Source organism: Streptomyces cyaneofuscatus, from assembly GCF_033109485.1.
GTDB classification, from domain to species: Bacteria; Actinomycetota; Actinomycetes; order Streptomycetales; family Streptomycetaceae; genus Streptomyces; species Streptomyces cyaneofuscatus.
Genome location: NZ_CP137002.1, coordinates 4,890,359 through 4,908,097, shown reverse-complemented (window position 1 = coordinate 4,908,097; position 17,739 = coordinate 4,890,359). Strand labels below are relative to the sequence as shown.

Sequence of the window (17,739 nt, the reverse complement as noted above, 5' to 3'; positions counted from 1 at the left end):
CCCTGGCCACGAGGTATTTACGGCTGCGCCATCGCCTGGCGGAAGCCCGTGTTCACCGCGAGGATCCCGCCGTCCACCCGCAGCGTCGTCCCCGTGATCCACGACGCGTCGGAGGAGGCGAGGAAGGCGACGGCCGACGCGATGTCCTCCGGGGTGCCGACCCGGCCGAGCGGGTAGAGCGCGGCGGCTCGTTCCAGCTCGGCGTCGCGGCCCGACCAGGCGGCCGTGCGGATCGTGCCCGGGGCCACCAGGTTGACCCGTACGCCGCGCGGGCCCGCGTGGCCCGCCAGCGTACGGGTCAGGCTCGCCAGGCCCGCCTTCGCGGCGCTGTACGCGTGGCCGCCGAAGTCCTGCTCGCCGTTGACCGAACCGATGGTGACGATCGCGCCCCGGCCCGAGGCCACCAGGTGCGGCAGCGCGGCGCGGGCACAGCGGAAGGGGCCGGAGAGGGTGATGTCCAGGTCGCGTTCCCAGGTCGCGTCCGTCTCGTCCTCGAAGAGAGGCTCGTCCTGGCCCGCCGCGTAGGCGTTGTTGACCAGGACGTCCAGGCCGCCGAAGGTCTCGACCGCGTACGCAACCGCCGCCTCCACCGCCGTCCGGTCCGCCACGTCGCAGGCCAGGGAGTCGGCCGTGCCTCCCGCCTCGCGTATCGCCGCCGCCGTGTCGGAGGCGCGCCCGGCGTCCAGGTCGGTGACGAGGACCTTGGCGCCTTCCGCCGCCAGGCGGTGGGCCGTTGCCGCGCCGATGCCCTGGCCGGCGGCGGTGATCAGGATGCTGTAGCCGTCGAAACGAGGTCGTGTCATAGCGCCGACCGTACTGCTCTGACCAGCGCCTGGGCACGGGGGTCCGCGGTGACTCCCTTCTGGAGGCCGTTGGTGACGTAGCCCAGCGCGATCCCGGATTCGGGGTCCGCGAAGCCGAGGGAGCCGCCCCGGCCCGGGTGGCCGAACGAGCCCGGGCCCAGCAGCGGCGCCGCCGGGCCGTGCAGCATGTAGCCCAGGCCGAAACGGGTGCTGACGACCAGGACCCGGTCCGGGCCCGCCGACTCCTCCGTACGGGCCAGGGTGAGGGTCGCGGGGGCGAAGAGGCGGCGGTGGCCGTCGACCGGGCCGATCATCGCGGCGTAGCAGTGGGCCAGGCCCCGGGCCGTCGCGATGCCGTTGGAGGCGGGGAGTTCCGCCGTACGGTAGGCGGCGTCGTTCTCGTCGGGCAGCGGGTCGATCGCGCCGAAGGCCCGGCGGGTGAGCGAGTCCGGGTCGCGGTAGGCCTCGACCACCGAGCGTTTGGGGCGTACGCGCAGGGCGCCGGAGGCCGTAGCGGAAGCCGGGGGCTCCACCGGGCCGATACGGCCGATGCGGTGGGCCTCGTCGGGCGGGAGGCCGAACCAGAAGTCCAGGCCGAGCGGGCGCGCGATCTCCTCCGCGATCCAGCGGCCGATGGTGCGGCCGGTGGCGCGGCGGACCAGTTCGCCGATGAGCCAGCTGTACGTCTGGGCGTGGTAGCCGTGGTCCGTGCCCGGCTCCCACTCCGGGCGCTGCGCGGCGACGGCCGCGGGGCCGGTGACCCCGTCGGCGGCCTCGGCGGGCGTGAGGGCGCGGTCCAGGGCCGGGACCCCGGCGCGGTGGGCCAGCAGGTCGCGGACCAGGACGCGTTCCTTGCCGTTCGCCTTGAACTCCGGCCAGTACGTGGAGACCGGGGCGTCCAGGTCGACCTGCCCGCGCTGGTGGAGGAGAAGGGGGACGGCGGCGGCGATGCCCTTGCCCGCCGAGCGCACGATCTGGACGGTGTCGACGGCCCACGGTTCGGTGCCGTCCACGTCTCTCGTACCGGCCCACAGGTCGACGACCTTGCGCCCGTCCCGGTAGACGGCGACGGCCGCGCCGCGCTCGCCCCGCTGCTCGAAGTTGCGGACGAAGGCGTCCCGGACCGGTTCGAACCCCGGGGCCACCGTGCCCCGTACGTCCACGTCCCCGCCTGCCTCTGTACCCGCCGCCGTTCCCACGCCCTCGCTCATCCCCCCATGGTGCACGGCCCGGCAAGGTCCCCGGGGAGCGGGTCACCGCCACCACCGCACTGTCACGAGCTGTTTACGGCGACGGAACCGTCACCGGTCACCGGTCACCGGTCACCGGTCACGGGAATGGAGACGTGACCGGTCACGGCGACGGAACCGTCACCGACCTCGGGTCGAAGCCGAACGGCAGCTCCAGGCGGTGCGCCCGCATCAACTCCTCGTCGCAGAGGAGCTCCTGCGTACGGCCGTCGGCCGCGATCACGCCCTCGCTGAGGATCACCGCGCGCGGGCAGAGCTCCAGCGCGTACGGCAGGTCGTGCGTGACCATCAGCACCGTGACGTCCAACGAGCGCAGGATGTCCGCCAGTTCGCGGCGCGAGGCCGGGTCCAGGTTGGACGAGGGCTCGTCCAGGACCAGGATCTCCGGCTCCATCGCGAGGACGGTCGCCACGGCGACGCGGCGGCGCTGGCCGAAGGAGAGGTGGTGCGGCGGGCGGCCCACGTACTCCTCCATCCCCACCTGCTTCAGCGCCCGCAGGACCCGCTCCTCCAGCTCGGGGCCGCGCAGCCCCGCCGCGGCCGGGCCGAACGCGACGTCCTCGCGGACCGTGGGCATGAACAGCTGGTCGTCCGGGTCCTGGAAGACGATGCCGACCCGGCGGCGGATCTCCGCGAGGTTCCGCCTGGCCACCGGGAGCCCGGCGACGTGGACCGTGCCGGAGCCCGCCTCCAGGATGCCGTTGAGGTGCAGGACGAGCGTGGTCTTGCCCGCGCCGTTGGGGCCGAGGACCGCGACGCGCTCGCCGCGCCCCACGGTGAGGTCCACCCCGAAGAGGGCCTGGTGGCCGTCGGGGTAGGCGTAGGCGAGGCCGCTCACGTCGAGCGACGGGGCGGCGGTCCGGGCATCCTTCGGGGAGAGGGTCACAGGGCCCATCCCAGCAGACAGACCGCGAGCGCGAGTACGGGGAGGGCCGCCGCGTACGCCCATTGGGTCCGGTCCGCCGTCACCTCGTCGATCACCGGCATCGTGCCCGCGTAGCCCCGGCTGACCATGGCGAGGTGGACGCGCTCGCCACGCTCGTACGAACGGATGAACAGGGCGCCCATCGAGGTCGCCAGGACGCCCCAGTGCCGTACGCCGCGCGCCTCGAACCCCCGGGAGCGGCGGGCGATCGACATGCGCCGCATCTCGTCGGTGATGACGTCCCCGTACCGGATCATGAACGACGCGATCTGGACCAGCAGCGGGGGCAGCTTGAGCCGTTGGAGGCCCAGCAGGACGGCGCGCAGCTCGGTGGTGGAGGCCAGGAGCACCGAGGCGGCGACGCCGAGGGTGGCCTTGGCCAGCACGTTCCAGGCGCCCCAGAGGCCGGGAACGCTGACGGAGACGCCGAGGACGGTGGTCTGTTCGCCGGCGCCCACGAACGGCATGAGCAGCGCGAACGCGACGAACGGCACCTCGATGACCAGGCGCCTCAACAGGAAGCCGGGCGGGATTTTCGCGACCGCCGCGACGGCGGCGAGGAGCGCCGCGTACAGGCCGAAGGCCCACATCGCCTCGCGCGGGGTGGAGACGACCACGAGCACGAAGCCGAAGACGGCGGCCAGTTTGCAGTGCGGCGGCAGCCGGTGGACCGGGCTGTGGCCGTGCCGGTAGAGCTTGTGGGCGTGGCCCGCTCCCATGGTCAGACCTCTTCCCTGTCGGACCGGGGAGTTTGTGGTCCGACCTTTCCTCTGTCCGACCGCTCGGCCTGGAGGACCATCGCCCGGTCAGACGCTCTCGTGGTCGCGGGAGGTCTTCTCGGCGGACTCCTCCTTGCGCCGGCGCACCACCCAGAAGACGCCCGTGCCCACGACCACCGTGGCGCTGACGCCGATCACCCCGGCGAGGCCGCCGGAGAGCCGGGCGTTGGCGATGTCGCCGACCCCGTAGTCGGCGAGCGGGGAGTCGGCCGCGCCGTGCTCCTCCACCTTCTCGTCGATGCCCTGGTCGGCGGCGACCCGCTCCAGGCCGTCCGGGCTGGCGGAGGCGTAGAAGGAGACGAACCCGGCGAGGAGGAAGGCCGAGACCAGGCCGGTGATCCAGAACCCGCGGGTGGACCGGTGCGCGGCGGCGGGCTCGGGCTCGCGGGTGGCGGCCGGGGCGTCGACCAGTTCGCCGTCGACCCGGAGCTTGAGCGGTGCGGCCAGGCCCTGGACGCCGTGGACGAGGTCGGGGCGGACGGCGAGGACGGCGCCGACGGTCAGCGCGGTGATCACCGCCTCACCGATCCCGATCAGGACGTGCACGCCGACCATGGCCGTGAACACCTTGCCGATCGGGATGTCGGTGGTGCCGCCGATCCAGTACAGCAGCGTGAACGCGGCGGCCGACGCGGGTACGGAGACCAGGGCCGCGACGAACGCCGAGGCGGTCGCGGACCGGCGCGTACGCGGCAGGAGGCCGGTGAGCAGCCGGAACAGGCCGTACGCGACGACGACGGTGACCACGCCCATGACGGTGATGTTCACGCCGAGCGCGGTGAGGCCGCCGTCCGCGAAGAAGATGCCCTGCATCAGCAGCACCACCGCCAGGCAGAGCACCGCCGTATAGGGGCCGACAAGGATCGCGGCCAGCGCCCCTCCCATCAGATGGCCGCTGGTACCGGCGGCCACCGGGAAGTTCAGCATCTGTACGGCGAAGATGAACGCGGCCACCAGACCGGCGAGCGGCGCGGTGCGCTCGTCCAGTTCGCGGCGCGCGCCGCGCAGGCTGACGGCGACCGCACCGGCGGCGAACACCCCGGCGGCGACGGAGACAGGTGCATCGATGAATCCATCGGGTACATGCATGGGGAGGCTCCGCTTCCTGCGGTTCCGCACGGTGTCCGCGTCCGCGTGGACGCGGCTCTGCGGGCGGGGTCATGAACCCATCAATAATAGTGCTCTCCTGCGAACCATATGCAAGAGCTGGCGCCCGGCAGCTGCGTCGCACCCACCGTCGGCGAGGCCCTGAGCTTCACCTCCTGTCACGGTGAGCGGACGCCCACCGTGCCACTTCCGTAAAATATGGGACATTAGAGGGCAGAACGACACATGTAGGAGGAGCCGGCCCATGTCCCCTGTGATCGAAGAACATGCACGCGCCCGGCTCATCACCGATGGCCCTCTGACCCGCCCGGTCCCCGTCGACCTGCGCTACGACGCCACCGAGGACCCGCGCACCGTCCACATCACCCTGCCCGGCGGCACCGACTGGGCGTTCGGCCGCGACCTCCTGGAGCGTGGTCTGCGCACCCCGATCGAGCGCGGCGCCGTCCGCGTCTGGCCCTGCGGCCGTACGCAGCTGATCGTGGAGCTGCACTCGACGGACGGGGTCGAGGTGTTCCAGTTCGAGATCAGGACGTTGATCCGCTTCCTCGCCCGCACGCAGACAGCGGCGGCACCACCGAACGGCAGCCGCGAACCGCAGCCGCCGTCCCGCACGACCCGCCCCGACCACGGCGTCACCCAGGAGAAGGGCGCCCGCCCGGAGCGGGGCACCCAGCCGGCCCACGGCTGAACGGCGACCCCGGAGTACGGTTGGGCGGCCCGAACGGGGCCGCCTATCCGCGTTCCGGTCCCGGTCCGGCGGAGCCCTCCGCCTCCTCCCGCGATGCCGATGACGCCTGACGCCCCGACAGCGCGGATGTGTGGAGGACCTCGCGCGCCTGCTCCGCGGCGCGGGCCATCGCCTCGGAGACGAAGTCGAGGAAGCGGGCGACACCCTCCAGGCGGGCGGCGGCCGGAGTGCCGACGCCGAGCACGCCGACACCCTGCCGCGCGGTCTCGACGACCTGGGCCGTGGTCTGGATGCCGACCATCATCGACCGGTACCAGATCTCGTCGTCGACGGTGTAGCGCTCGCGGCGGCGTTCGTCGCGCTCCCGGCGGACCATGCCCTGGCTGTCGAGGAACGCGACCGCCTTGGAGACGGACGCCGGGCTGACCTGGAGGCGCCTCGCGAGCTCCTGAGCGGTGAGGCTGCCGGAGTCGGTGAGGGTGAGGCAGGCCAGCACCCGCGCCATCATCAACGGCATGCCCGACTCCATCATGGCCGTGGCGAACACCTCCTCGAACTCGCGTACGGCATCGGCATCGCGCCCGTACGGCTGGACCGGCACCTGCGACTCCCGGGGCGCGGCCCGCTTCCGCCGGTGCGCGCGGCGCTCGGTGGCGCGGTGGGCCAGCTCGGCGCGGTAGGCGGTGGGGCCGCCGTTGCGCATCACCTCACGCGTGACGGTCGAGGTGGGACGATCCAGCCGCCTGGCGATCTCCGCGTAGGCGAGACCGTCGGCCAACCCCAGCGCGATCTGCTGCCGTTCCTGCTGAGTGAGCCTGCCTCCCGGCATCGGACCTCCTCCTTCGTGGTCGCGTCCCTCATGGTCGCGAAACCCCGACTATAGCGTTCACCTTCACATCATTGCAACGAAGCGCGCGGGTTCGTTGCATTAATCGAGAGCGACATTGCAACGAAATTGACGCTTTGAGCTGCAAGAATGCATCTACATCGCAACTATCGTGTTGAGCAATCAATAAACGCAACGTAGCTTTTCTCCCATCGGAAACGACGAGCCCCAGGAGAGCGCGATGCGAAAGTTCCCCACCACCGCCCCGATCACCACCGTCCTCGACATCCCCGTCGGGCGCATCCAGCTCATCGCCGCCGACCGGTCCGACGCCACGGTCGAGGTCCGCCCCACCGACGCGTCCAGGAGCCGGGACGTGAAGGCGGCGGAGCGGGTCGAGGTCGCCTTCGGCGAGGGCGTCCTGCGCGTCACCGCGAAGGCCCCCGAGAAGCGGCTCCTCGGGCACTCCGGCTCGGTCGAGGTGACCGTCCAACTGCCCGTCGGCTCCCACGTGGAGGCACATGCGGAAGCCGCCGAACTCCGCGGCGTCGGGCGCCTCGGCGCGGTGGCCTTCGACGGTGCCTACCGCCGGATCAAGATCGACGAGGCGGCCGGCGTCCGCCTCACCGCGGTCGACGGCGACGTCGAGATCGGCCGTCTGGAGGGCCCCTCGGAGATCACCACCACGCGGGGGGACATCCGGATCGCCGAGGCCGTGCGCGGCACGGTCGCGCTCCGCACGCAGTCCGGCGACATCTCGATCGCCGCCGCGGCCGGCGTCTCGGCCGCCCTGGACGCCGGGACCGGTGCCGGCCGCGTCAGCAACGCCCTCCGAAACGACGGCATCGCCGGACTCGACATCCGCGCCACCACCTCCCACGGCGACATCACCGCACGCAGCCTCTGACCCGTACCCACCAAGGAGAAGCGACCATGACTCATCCGGCCATCGCGGCGACCGGGCTGCGGAAGTCCTACGGCGAGAAGACCGTCCTGGACGGCATCGACCTGACCGTCCCGGCAGGTACGGTGTTCGCCCTGCTCGGCCCGAACGGCGCGGGCAAGACCACCGCCGTGCAGATCCTCTCCACCCTCGTCTCCCCCGACCCGGGCTCCGGCGCGATCCGGGTCGGGGGCCACGACCTGGCCACCGACCCGCAGGACGTCCGCGCCGCGATCGGTGTCACCGGCCAGTTCTCCGCCGTCGACGGGCTGATCACCGGCGAGGAGAACATGCTCCTCATGGCCGACCTGCACCACCTGCCCCGGCCCGAGGGGCGGCGGGTCGCCGCCGAACTGCTGGAGCGCTTCGACCTGGTGGACGCCGCGAAGAAGCCCGCCTCCACCTACTCCGGCGGCATGAAGCGCCGCCTGGACATCGCCATGACTCTCGTCGGCAGGCCGCGGATCATCTTCCTCGACGAACCCACCACCGGCCTCGACCCCCGCAGCCGCCACACGATGTGGCAGATCATCCGCGGGCTGGTCTCCGGCGGCACCACCGTCTTCCTCACCACCCAGTACCTGGAGGAAGCCGACCAGCTCGCCGACCGCATCGCGGTACTGAACGGCGGGAGGATCGCCGCCGAGGGGAGCGCCGAGGAGCTCAAGCGGCTCGTCCCCGGCGGTCACGTCCGGCTCCGCTTCACCGATCCGGACACCTACCGGAGCGCTGCCGTCGCGCTGCGCGGAACCGCCCCGGACGACGGGGCCCTCACTCTGCGGATCCCCAGCGACGGCAGCCAGCGCGAACTCCGCGCCGTCCTGGACCGGCTGGACTCCGCCGGCGTCCAGGCGGACGAACTCACCGTGCACACCCCGGACCTGGACGACGTGTTCTTCGCCCTGACCAGCCCCGACATCCCGAACCAGCCCAAGGAGAACGTCCGATGAGCGCCCTCCCCCTCGCCGTCCGCGACACCACCACCATGCTGCGGCGCAACCTCCTCCACGCCCGGCGCTATCCGTCCCTCACCCTCAACCTGCTCCTCACGCCGGTCATGCTCCTGCTGCTCTTCGTCTACATCTTCGGCGACGTGATGAGCGCGGGCATAGGGGGCGGGGACCGCTCCGACTACATCGCCTACATCGTCCCGGGCATCTTGATGGTGACCATCGGCTCCACAGTGATCGGGGCGGCGGTGTCCGTCTCCACCGATATGACCGAGGGCATCATCGCCCGCTTCCGCACCATGGCGATCCACCGCGGCTCCGTGGTCATCGGGCATGTCGTCGGCAGCGTGCTACAGATCCTGACCAGCCTCGTCGTCGTCGGCGGCGTGGCCGTGGCCATCGGCTTCCGGTCCGTGGACGCCACCGCCCTGGAGTGGCTGGCCGCCTTCGGACTGATCACCCTGTTCGCCCTGGCGCTCACCTGGATCGCGGTCGGGATGGGCATGGCCAGCCCGAACGCGGAGGCCGCCGCCAACAGCGCCCAGCCGCTGATCCTGCTGCCGCTCATCTCCAGCGCCTTCATCCCGGCGGACACCATGCCGGGCTGGTTCCGGCCGATCGCCGAGTACCAACCCTTCACCCCGGTCATCGAGACCGTACGCGGCCTGCTGCTCGGCACCGGGATCGGCCACAACGGCTGGCTCGCCGTCGGCTGGAGCCTGGCGCTGGCCGTGCTCGGCTACCTGTGGTCGCGCTCGCTCTTCCGCCGCGACCCGGCGGCGCGCTGATCGCGGGGGGGCTGATCGCCGGGCGGCGCCGACACAGCCCCCACCTGATCGCCCGCAGCAAGAAGGCCCCCGCGCTCATCGCACGGGGGCCTTCTGTGTGCCCCGGTCCCCCGTCCCCACAGGTAACCGGCGCTTCCGGGGCCGCGCTCCGCTCAGACGCGGCCCCGGGGTTCAGGGGGGACTCGAACGGCTCCGCGGAGTCCCCGTACAGACAGCCGGCGCGGCTCAGACGCGTACGAGCTCGCGCTCGCCGCCGTCACCGCCGCCCTCGGCGTCGGCGGGCTCGTCCGTCAGCTGCTTCTGCAGCTTCTCGCCCTCCACGTCCACGTTGGGCAGCGCCCGGTCCAGCCAGCGCGGCAGCCACCAGGCCTTCCGGCCCAGCAGGGCCAGGACCGCCGGCACGATCGCCATCCGCACCACGAACGCGTCGAACAGAACGGCTATGGCGAGCGAGAAGCCGATCATCTTGATCATCTGCTCGCTGGAGCCGATGAAGCCGGCGAAGACCGCCATCATGATCACGGCCGCTGCCGTGACCACCCGGGCTCCGTGCTTGAAGCCGGTCACGATGGCCTGGCCGGGGCTCTCGCCGTGGACGTACGCCTCGCGCATCCGGGTGACGAGGAAGACCTCGTAGTCCATCGCGAGACCGAAGACCACACCGACCATGAAGATCGGCATCATGCTCATGATCGGACCGGTCTGCTCGACGCCGAAGAGCGAGCCGAGCCAGCCCCACTGGAAGACCGCGACGACCGCGCCGAGAGCCGCGACCACCGAGAGCAGGAAGCCGAGGGCCGCCTTCAGGGGGACGAGGATCGAGCGGAAGACGAGCATCAGCAGCAGGAACGCGAGGCCGACGACGAGCGCCAGGTAGGGCAGCAGCGCGTCGTTCATCTTCTGCGAGAAGTCGATGTTCATCGCGGTGGCGCCGGTGACCAGGACCTCGGCCCCGGTGTCCGCCTTGATGTCCTTGCCCGCGTCACGGATGTCGTGGACGACCTCCTCCGTGGCGTGCGAGGACGGCCGGTCCTTCGGGATGACCGTGATCGTCGCGGCGTCACCGGCCTTGTTGAAGGCGGGCGGGACGACGGCCGCGACGCCGAGGGACTCGACCTTCTTGGCGACCTGGTCGGCCGCGGCCTTGGGGTCGGAGCTGTTCGTGGCGTCCACCACGACCAGCAACGGGCCGTTGAACCCGGGGCCGAAGCCGTCGGAGAGCGTGTCGTACGCCTGGCGCTGCGTGGTCGACTTCGGCTGGGCGCCGTCGTCGGGCAGACCCATCTCCAACGAGGCGGCCGGGACGGCGACGATACCGAGGCCGAGGACGCCGACGAGCATCACCCAGACCGGCTTGCGCAGCACGAACCGCGCCCAGCGGGTGCCCATGTTCGGCTTGGCCTCGGGGCGGTTCTCCGCCTCGGCGGCCTTGCGCGCCTTGCGGCCCATGATCCGCTTGCCCGCGAAGCCGAGGGCCGCCGGGACGAGGGTGAGCGCGATGAGGACGGCGATGGAGACCGTGCCTGCGGCGGCGAGACCCATCTTGGTCAGCATCGGGATGTTGACGACGGCCAGGCCGGCCAGCGCGATGACCACGGTCAGGCCCGCGAAGACGACGGCGGATCCGGCCGTGCCGACCGCCCGCCCGGCGGCTTCCTCGCGCTCCCGGCCCTCGGCCAGCTCGGCGCGGTAGCGGGAGACGATGAAGAGGGCGTAGTCGATGCCGACCGCGAGGCCGATCATCATGGCGAGGATCGAGGTGGTGGAGCCCAGGTCCATCACACTGGCCAGCGCGGTGATCGTGGAGACGCCGATACCGACCCCGACCAGCGCGGTCACCAGCGGCAGCCCGGCGGCGATCAGCGAACCGAAGGTGATGACCAGGACGACGGCGGCGATGGCCACACCGATGATCTCGGCGGTCCCGGTGTGCGGCATGACCTGGAGGGCGTCACCGCCGATCTCCACCTTCATGCCGCTGCTCTGCGCGTCCTTGCCCGCGCCTTCCAGTGAGTCCCGGGTCTCATCGGTCAGCTCCATGGAGTTGACCTTGTAGGAGACCGAGATGTACGCCGTCGAACCGTCCTCGCTCACGGCCTGCGCCTCGAACGGGTCGGCGACACCCGCCACCTGGTCGGAGCCGGACTGGAGTTCCTTGACGATGCCGGTGATCTCGCCCTTGTTCTCGGCGTCGTTCACCTTCTCGCCCTCGGGCGCCTTGAAGACGACCCGGGCGGTGGCCCCGTCGGCGTTGGAGCCGGGGAAGCGCTGTTCCAGCAGGTCGAAGGCGCGCTGCGCCTCCGTACCGGGGATGGAGAAGGAACTGGAGGCGGCGGTGGACGCGGAGGCGGCACCGAATCCGGCGAGCGCCAGCAGTGCCACCCAGATCAGGGCGACATAGCGGCGGCGGCGGAAGGTGAGCCGTCCGAGCTTGTAGAGGAAAGTGGCCACGGGGGCGTACTCCCGGTCAGGTCGTGTGAGTGGATATGGGCGTGAGGAACCAGCCCGACGACGAGAGCGGCGTGTCAGGTGGAGCGTCGGGGAGAGGGCCGTGCGGGCGGGTCGGGGACGTCAGACACCGAGGGCGGGGAGAACCACGGAGTCCACGTAATCCACGAGGAACGCCCGGTCGACCGGTCGGTCCTCGATCAGCTGCCGGGCGGCGAGCGCGCCGACCAGCATGTGCGGGATGTACTTCAGCGCGGGGTTGTCCGCGCGCAGCTCGCCCCGTGCCACCGCCCGCTGGAGCATCTCGTCGAATCCGTTCATCTCGGGTTCGATCAAGAGCTCGCGCAGGGCTTCGAGCAGCTCGGGGTACTCGTGGACGGCATGGCTCAGACCCCGCATCAGTGCGGCGTCCTTCTCCATCTGGCAGTCGTCGGTCCGGCTCAGCACGGCGTGGAAGTCCCCGCGCAGCGAGCCGGTGTCGATGTCCGCGAGGTCGCCCGGCTTGTTGTGCCGGAGCGCCTTCGCGACCAGCTCGGGCTTGGAGCCCCACTGGCGGTAGAGAGTGGCCTTGCTCGACCGGGTACGGGCGGCGACGGCATCCATGGTCAGGGCGTCGTAGCCGACCTCACGGAGCAGGTCGAGAACGGCCTCGTAGAGCTCGCCCTCACGCTCGGGGGTCAGCCTGGTGCGTGCCATGTGCCGACCTCCTCGGTATGCCTGTCCACCGGTCCCTTGTCCCGTTCACCATCGAACGAAACCGTTTCGTACACCTGAACCGTACCCCGCCCACCCAGCGAAACGAAATCGTTTCGCTTGTGGGCTGCACCACAAGTTGCCTCGGGCCTCCCGCGCGGAAAGCATTGGGGGGTGAGTGACGACGTCGCGTATCTCCGGTTCCCGCACCTCCACCAGGACATGCTCTGCTTCGCGGCCGAGGACGACCTCTGGGTCGCGCCCCTCGCCGATGCCGGGCACCGGCCGGGACGGGCCTGGCGGGTGACCGTCGACCGGACCCGGGTCAGCCATCCCCGCTTCTCGCCCGACGGCACCTCCATCGCCTACACGACCTGGCGCACGCTCGATCCCGAGATCCACCTCGCCCCGGTCGACGGCGGCCCGGCCCGCCGGCTCACCTACTGGGGCTCGACCGACGCCCGGGTCTGCGGCTGGACGCCCGACCCGGCCGACTCCACCCACATCCTCGCCGTCTCCTCGCACAACCAGCCGTTCTCGTACTTCTCCTGGGCCTACAGCGTCCCCACCGACGGCAGCCCCGGCGGCCGGCTCCCCTGGGGCCCGGTCTCCGACATCGCGGTCGCCGACCTCGACGGCGAGCGCCGCACGCTGCTCCTCACCGGCACGCCCCCGCACGAACCGGCCGCCTGGAAGCGCTACCGGGGCGGGGCCATGGGCCGCCTCTGGCTGCACGGGGAGCGGCTGCTGCCGGACATCGACGGCCACCTCGCCTCGCCGATGTTCGTCGGCCGGCGCATCGCCTTCCTCTCCGACCACGAGGGCGTCGGCAACCTCTACTCCTGCCGGACCGACGGCACCGATCTGCGCCGCCACACCGACCACGACGCCTTCTACGCCCGCAACGCCGCGAGCGACGGCCACCGGGTGATCTACCAGTGCGCCGGTGACCTCTGGCTGGTGGAGGACCTGGAGTCGCCGGACGCCACCCCGCGCAAGCTGGAGGTACGGCTCGGCGGGCCGCGCACCGGGCGGCGCCGCCACCAGGTGCCCGCCGCCAGCAACGTCGACTCGCTCTCGGTCGACGAGACGGGCCGGGCCAGTGCCGTCACCGTACGCGGCAGCCTCTACTGGCTCACCCACCGCGACGGCCCCGCCCGCACCATCAGCGACACCCCGGGGGTGCGGGTGCGACTGCCGGAGATGCTGGGCAGCGGGGGGCAGGTCGCGTACGTCACCGACGCGGACGGCGAGGACGCAGTGGAGATCGCCTACCTGCCGCGCGCCAGCGGCGACCGGGCCCCGCGCCGGCTGGCCTCGGGGCAGCTGGGCCGGGTACAGGAGATGATCTCCGACCCGGACGGCGAACGCCTCGCCATCGCCTCGAACGACGGCCGGCTGCTGCTCCTGGACACGGGAGAGCCGGAGGCCGCCGACGTACCGGAGCGGGCGCCCAGCGGCTCCACCCGCGCCGACCTCTACGCGGCGACGGGCGCGGCCCGCCTGGACAGCGCGGCCCCGGTCGACGAGCACCCCGGCCTCACCGAGCTGATCCGCTCGGTCAACGGGCCCGTCCGCGACCTGGCCTTCTCGCCCGACGGCGACTGGCTGACCTGGTCGCACCCGGGCATCGGCCGCTCGCTGCGGCAGATCAAGCTGGCCCGGATCTCCGGCCCGGGCGCCCCGGTGATCGTGGACGTCACCAACGGCCGCTTCGAGGACGAGAACCCGGTCTTCACGGAGGACGGCCGCTACCTCGCGTTCCTGTCCTGGCGGGGCTTCGACCCGGTGTACGACGTCCACACCGGCGACCTCTCCTTCCCGCTCGGCTGCCGCCCCTACCTGGTCCCGCTCTCCTCCGCGACCCCGTCCCCCTTCGCGCTCTCCCCGGACGGCCGCCCGGCGGCGGGCGGCCTGGACCCGATAGACGTTCCGGAAGCGGGGAGCACGGGTGAAGGCTCCACGGTCATGGTCGAGTTCGAGGGCCTGGAGAGCCGGGTGACGCCGTTCCCGGTCTCCGCCTCCAAGTACTCGGCGCTGCACCCGGTGAGCGGCGGCGGCCTGGTCTGGCTGCGCTGGCCGATCTCGGGGGCGCTGGGCGAGACGTTCGCGAACCCGGCCGACATGTCGGGCCGCCCCACCCTGGAGCACTTCAACATCGCGAAGGCGCGCAAGACCGAACTGGTCGACCACCTCGACTGGTTCGCGGTCAGCGGCGACTGCTCGCGCCTGGTCGTGATGGACGACGGCGAGCTGCGCGCCGTACCGGCCACGGAACCGGGCGACAGCGACTCGACGGTCTACCTGGACCTGCGCCGTATCCTGCACGAGGTGGACCCGGGGGCGGAGTGGCGGCAGGCGTACGAGGAGGCGGGCCGGATCATCCGCTCCTACTTCTGGGAGCCGGACATGTGCGGCATCGACTGGGACGGCGTCCTGGACCAGTACCGCCCACTGATCGAACGGGTCGCCTCCCCCGACGAGTTCGCGGATCTGCTGCGCGAGGTGCTGGGCGAGCTGGGCACCTCGCACGCGTACGTCTCCCCCGCCCGCCGCAACGAGGGCCCGCCGCACTACCAGCGCGCGATCGGCCTGCTCGGCGCCAACCTGGTCTGCCGCGAAGGGGCTTGGGTGGTCCAGCGCATCCTGCCCGGCGACTCCTCCGACTCCAAGGCCCGCTCCCCGCTGGCCGGTACGGGCATCCGCGAGGGCGCGGTCCTCACCCACGTGGACGGCCGCCCGGTGGACCCGGTGACGGGCCCGTTCCCGCTGCTGACGGCGGCGGGCGGGACGACGGTGGAGCTGACGTTCACCCCGGCGGGCGGCGGCCCGTCGCGCCGGGTGGCGATCCTGCCCCTGGTGGACGAGCGCCCGCTGCGCTACCAGGACTGGGTGGCCAAACGGCGTGAGGTCGTACGGGAGTTGAGCGGCGGCAAGTGCGGCTATCTGCACATCCCGGACCTGGGCGGCTCCGGCTGGGCCCAGTTCAACCGGGACCTGCGCCTGGAGGTCTCCCGCCCCGCGCTGATCGTGGACGTACGGGGCAACGCGGGCGGCCACATCAGCGAGCTGGTGGTGGAGAAGCTCACCCGCAAGATCCTCGGCTGGGACCTGACCCGCAACGCCCAGGCGGTGAGCTACGCCTCCAACGCCCCACGCGGCCCGGTCGTGGCCCTCGCCGACGAGGCGACCTCCTCCGACGGCGACATGATCACCGCCGCGTTCCGGCTGCTGAAGCTCGGCCCGGTGGTGGGCCAGCGGACCTGGGGCGGGGTGGTCGGCATGACCGGCCGCCACCGGCTCGGCGACGGCACGTCGATCACGGTGCCGATGAACGCGGCCTGGTTCGACGCGTACGGCTGGTCGGTGGAGAACCACGGCGTGGAACCGGACGTGAAGGCGCTGCGCACCCCGCTGGACTGGGCGGAGGGCCGGTACGCGGTCCTCGACGACGCGGTCCGCCTCGCCCTGGACCTCCTGGCCGCCCACCCGGCCTCGACCCCACCCTCGTACGACACGGCCCCGGATCTGCGAAGGCCGCCGCTGCCGCCCAGGAGCGGGTGAGGCCGGGGGCCACGGGCCCCGCTCCTTCTTAGCCGCCGGAGGGGCGGGGTGCTCCCGTACGCCGCTCGTACACCGTCACCCGGCGCCCCCGGGCCTGTTCGTCGGCGACGGGCCTGAAGTGGGTGCGCAGCACGGAGGTCTTCGCCCTCTCGCGTTCGGTGGCGGGCGGGCGTGCCACTCCGGGGGCGTCCGTGACCAGCAGGATGCGGCGCTGGGCCAGCATCGCCGCCCGTATCCGGTCCGGCCGTGCCTCCATGCCCTTCAGGGTGCCGGACTCCTCCGGGCCCCGCGCCAGCGCTATGTCCCGGAGGCCCGCGAAGGCGTCCGGGGAGACCAGCCGGGTGTCCCGCCGTGCCGCCGGGATGAACAGCACCGCGTCGCCGGGCTTCTTCATCCGCCGGATGTCCCCGGCGGCGGCGAGGACGTCGTCCACCCGGCTCGCCGGGGACCGTTTGGCGAGCGCCTGGGGCAGCAGGGCCGCCACCGCCATGGCCATCACCACGGGGAGGACCCAGGGCGCGGCCCGCGGGCGGCGACGCGCCACGGCCTCGACCGCCGCGCCGATGGCCACGCCGATCAGCAGGGCGAGGCCCAGCAGGCTGAAGAGGACGTACCGGTCCAGGAACAGCGGCTGGATCAGGGAGAGTCCGGCGAGGCCGATCTGCGGCACCGCCAGCAGCGGCAGCCCGACGGCCGCCGCCGAGAGCCGCCGCGCACGGGGGCGGTCGAGGAGGGCGCCGGCGCACCCGATGGCCAGCAGGATCGTGGGGCCGATCAGCATGTGCCAGGTCAGCGGCGGTATCCAGGACACCTGCGCGGACTGGCTCCGGCTGAACAGGACCAGCGGCAGCACACAGGTCGCGGCGGCCAGGGCGGCGGCCGTCCAGCGCTTGGCGGTGGCGCGGTCCGCCCGGGTCCAGAGCAGGGTCGCCAGGTGCGCCGGGAGGATCATCAGCGAGAGCCAGTTCAGCAGGCCGCCGAGCGCGACCGTGGAGCCGTAGGCCACCCAGTGCACCGCCCGGCCCCGCCCCTCCAGCAGGGTGACCAGCAGCAGGGTGGAGATCCCGGCCCCGGCCGCGACCAGGGCGTACGGCCGCCCCTCCTGGAGGTAGAACTGCACGGCCGGCAGCAGCCCGAGGGCCAGCCCGCCGCCGAGGCCCGCCCACGGACCGGCCAGCCGGTGGCCGAGGGCCGCCACACAGGACGCGGCCACCGCCATGGCCACCACCGACGGCAGCCGCAGCACGGCGGTGCCGGGCCCGAACAGGTCGAACAGCCCGTGCATCAGCAGGTAGTAGAGCCCGTGCACCACATCGACGTTGCCGAGCATGTGCACGGTCTCGGCCGTGGAGCGCCGGGCCACCTGCCAGGTCGCGGCCTCGTCCCGCCACACACTGTCCTGCCGCGACAGGCCCCACAGGCCGAAGGCGAAGGTCCAGAGCGCCGGTATCGAGCGGACAAGAAGAGGACGCGGCGACGAAGGACGCACCGTACGAGCTGTGGACACGAAGAAGCGGGCTTTCCGGAGCGGCTGTGGCGCAGGGCAGGGTGACAGAGACCCTCAGGCCCCCGCACCGACCCTGCATCGTACGCACAGCAGTTCCGGAATCGATCGAATAATCGACACCACCCGGCTCCGGACAGCAAGAAGGAGGCGCATCCGGTCACCCGGATGCGCCTCCTGACGCGACGCGCACGCACGCGCACAGCGCAGCGCGCACGCGTCACACCTCAGCGACCGTCAACGGTCGAAGCGCTCGCGCGCCTGGTCCGTCGCGTCCTGAGCCCGGTCCCGCAGGCCGGTCGACGCGTCGGAGCCGTGCTGCTGCTGGTCGCGGTTGCGGTCGCGACCCTTCGAGCCCCGCTCCTGGGCCTCGTCCCTGCCCTGGCCGGCCTTCTGCTTGGCCTGGTCGGCGAGGTCCTGCGCCTTGTCCTTGAACTGGTCTGCGATACCCATGCTGTTCACTCCTGT

The 17,739-nt window shown here is 72.1% G+C and carries 15 protein-coding genes; 5 read left to right on the top strand and 10 right to left on the bottom strand.

What is annotated here, in order from left to right; translation table 11 throughout:
• Window positions 1-17: 17 nt before the first annotated feature.
• From R2B67_RS21675 to R2B67_RS21655, 5 genes are all read right to left on the bottom strand, one after another.
• Entirely contained in the window at window positions 18-803 is a 786-nt protein-coding gene (locus R2B67_RS21675) for an SDR family NAD(P)-dependent oxidoreductase (RefSeq protein ID WP_317820353.1), read from the bottom strand.
• Window positions 800-1,966 (bottom strand): serine hydrolase domain-containing protein, encoded by a 1,167-nt coding sequence (locus R2B67_RS21670; protein WP_317824930.1) that lies wholly within the window; start codon window positions 1,964-1,966, stop codon window positions 800-802. Before R2B67_RS21670 ends, R2B67_RS21675 begins: the two co-directional genes overlap by 4 nt.
• A 190-nt stretch (window positions 1,967-2,156) precedes the next feature.
• The gene (locus R2B67_RS21665) at window positions 2,157-2,948 is read right to left on the bottom strand and encodes an energy-coupling factor ABC transporter ATP-binding protein (protein ID WP_317820351.1); all 792 of its coding nucleotides are present in this window, start codon (window positions 2,946-2,948) and stop codon (window positions 2,157-2,159) included.
• Window positions 2,936-3,697 carry a cobalt ECF transporter T component CbiQ gene (cbiQ, locus tag R2B67_RS21660; protein ID WP_317820349.1) on the bottom strand — a complete coding sequence of 254 codons (762 nt, stop codon included), beginning with the start codon at window positions 3,695-3,697 and terminating at the stop codon, window positions 2,936-2,938. Before cbiQ ends, R2B67_RS21665 begins: the two co-directional genes overlap by 13 nt.
• A gap of 87 nt (window positions 3,698-3,784) precedes the next feature.
• Entirely contained in the window at window positions 3,785-4,846 is a 1,062-nt protein-coding gene (locus R2B67_RS21655) for an energy-coupling factor ABC transporter permease (protein ID WP_317820347.1), read from the bottom strand.
• 262 nt (window positions 4,847-5,108) lie between these two features.
• On the opposite strand from R2B67_RS21655, the gene R2B67_RS21650 reads away from it, so the two are divergent.
• Window positions 5,109-5,555, top strand: coding sequence for an SsgA family sporulation/cell division regulator (locus R2B67_RS21650; protein ID WP_109978159.1), 447 nt, complete (start codon window positions 5,109-5,111; stop codon window positions 5,553-5,555).
• 43 nt (window positions 5,556-5,598) lie between these two features.
• On the opposite strand, the gene R2B67_RS21645 is transcribed toward R2B67_RS21650, so the two are convergent.
• Complete coding sequence (locus R2B67_RS21645; protein WP_109978160.1) at window positions 5,599-6,384, bottom strand: GbsR/MarR family transcriptional regulator; 786 nt, start codon at window positions 6,382-6,384, stop codon at window positions 5,599-5,601.
• 238 nt (window positions 6,385-6,622) lie between these two features.
• On the opposite strand from R2B67_RS21645, the gene R2B67_RS21640 reads away from it, so the two are divergent.
• Genes R2B67_RS21640 through R2B67_RS21630 form a run of 3 tightly spaced genes read left to right on the top strand, consistent with a single transcriptional unit; the run spans window position 6,623 to window position 9,062 of the window.
• Window positions 6,623-7,288, top strand: coding sequence for a DUF4097 family beta strand repeat-containing protein (locus tag R2B67_RS21640; RefSeq protein WP_164240386.1), 666 nt, complete (start codon window positions 6,623-6,625; stop codon window positions 7,286-7,288).
• 26 nt (window positions 7,289-7,314) lie between these two features.
• Entirely contained in the window at window positions 7,315-8,274 is a 960-nt protein-coding gene (locus R2B67_RS21635; RefSeq protein WP_317820345.1) for an ATP-binding cassette domain-containing protein, read from the top strand.
• Window positions 8,271-9,062 carry an ABC transporter permease gene (locus R2B67_RS21630; RefSeq protein WP_317820344.1) on the top strand — a complete coding sequence of 264 codons (792 nt, stop codon included), beginning with the start codon at window positions 8,271-8,273 and terminating at the stop codon, window positions 9,060-9,062. Before R2B67_RS21635 ends, R2B67_RS21630 begins: the two co-directional genes overlap by 4 nt.
• A gap of 225 nt (window positions 9,063-9,287) precedes the next feature.
• On the opposite strand, the gene R2B67_RS21625 is transcribed toward R2B67_RS21630, so the two are convergent.
• Together R2B67_RS21625 and R2B67_RS21620 are read right to left on the bottom strand one after the other, a co-directional pair.
• A complete protein-coding gene (locus tag R2B67_RS21625; RefSeq protein WP_317820342.1) occupies window positions 9,288-11,513 on the bottom strand; it encodes an MMPL family transporter in 2,226 nt (741 codons plus the stop codon).
• Window positions 11,514-11,633: 120 nt separating this feature from the next.
• Window positions 11,634-12,206: a TetR/AcrR family transcriptional regulator gene (locus R2B67_RS21620; protein ID WP_109165220.1), complete on the bottom strand. Its 573-nt coding sequence runs from the start codon at window positions 12,204-12,206 to the stop codon at window positions 11,634-11,636.
• A gap of 171 nt (window positions 12,207-12,377) precedes the next feature.
• Between R2B67_RS21620 and R2B67_RS21615 the strand changes: the two genes are divergently transcribed.
• Window positions 12,378-15,767: a S41 family peptidase gene (locus R2B67_RS21615; protein ID WP_317820339.1), complete on the top strand. Its 3,390-nt coding sequence runs from the start codon at window positions 12,378-12,380 to the stop codon at window positions 15,765-15,767.
• A 28-nt stretch (window positions 15,768-15,795) separates the two neighbouring features.
• On the opposite strand, the gene R2B67_RS21610 is transcribed toward R2B67_RS21615, so the two are convergent.
• Entirely contained in the window at window positions 15,796-17,256 is a 1,461-nt protein-coding gene (locus tag R2B67_RS21610) for a glycosyltransferase family 39 protein (protein ID WP_317820338.1), read from the bottom strand.
• A 252-nt stretch (window positions 17,257-17,508) separates the two neighbouring features.
• Window positions 17,509-17,724: a hypothetical protein gene (locus tag R2B67_RS21605; RefSeq protein ID WP_018515744.1), complete on the bottom strand. Its 216-nt coding sequence runs from the start codon at window positions 17,722-17,724 to the stop codon at window positions 17,509-17,511.
• Between the last annotated feature and the right edge of the window lie 15 nt (window positions 17,725-17,739).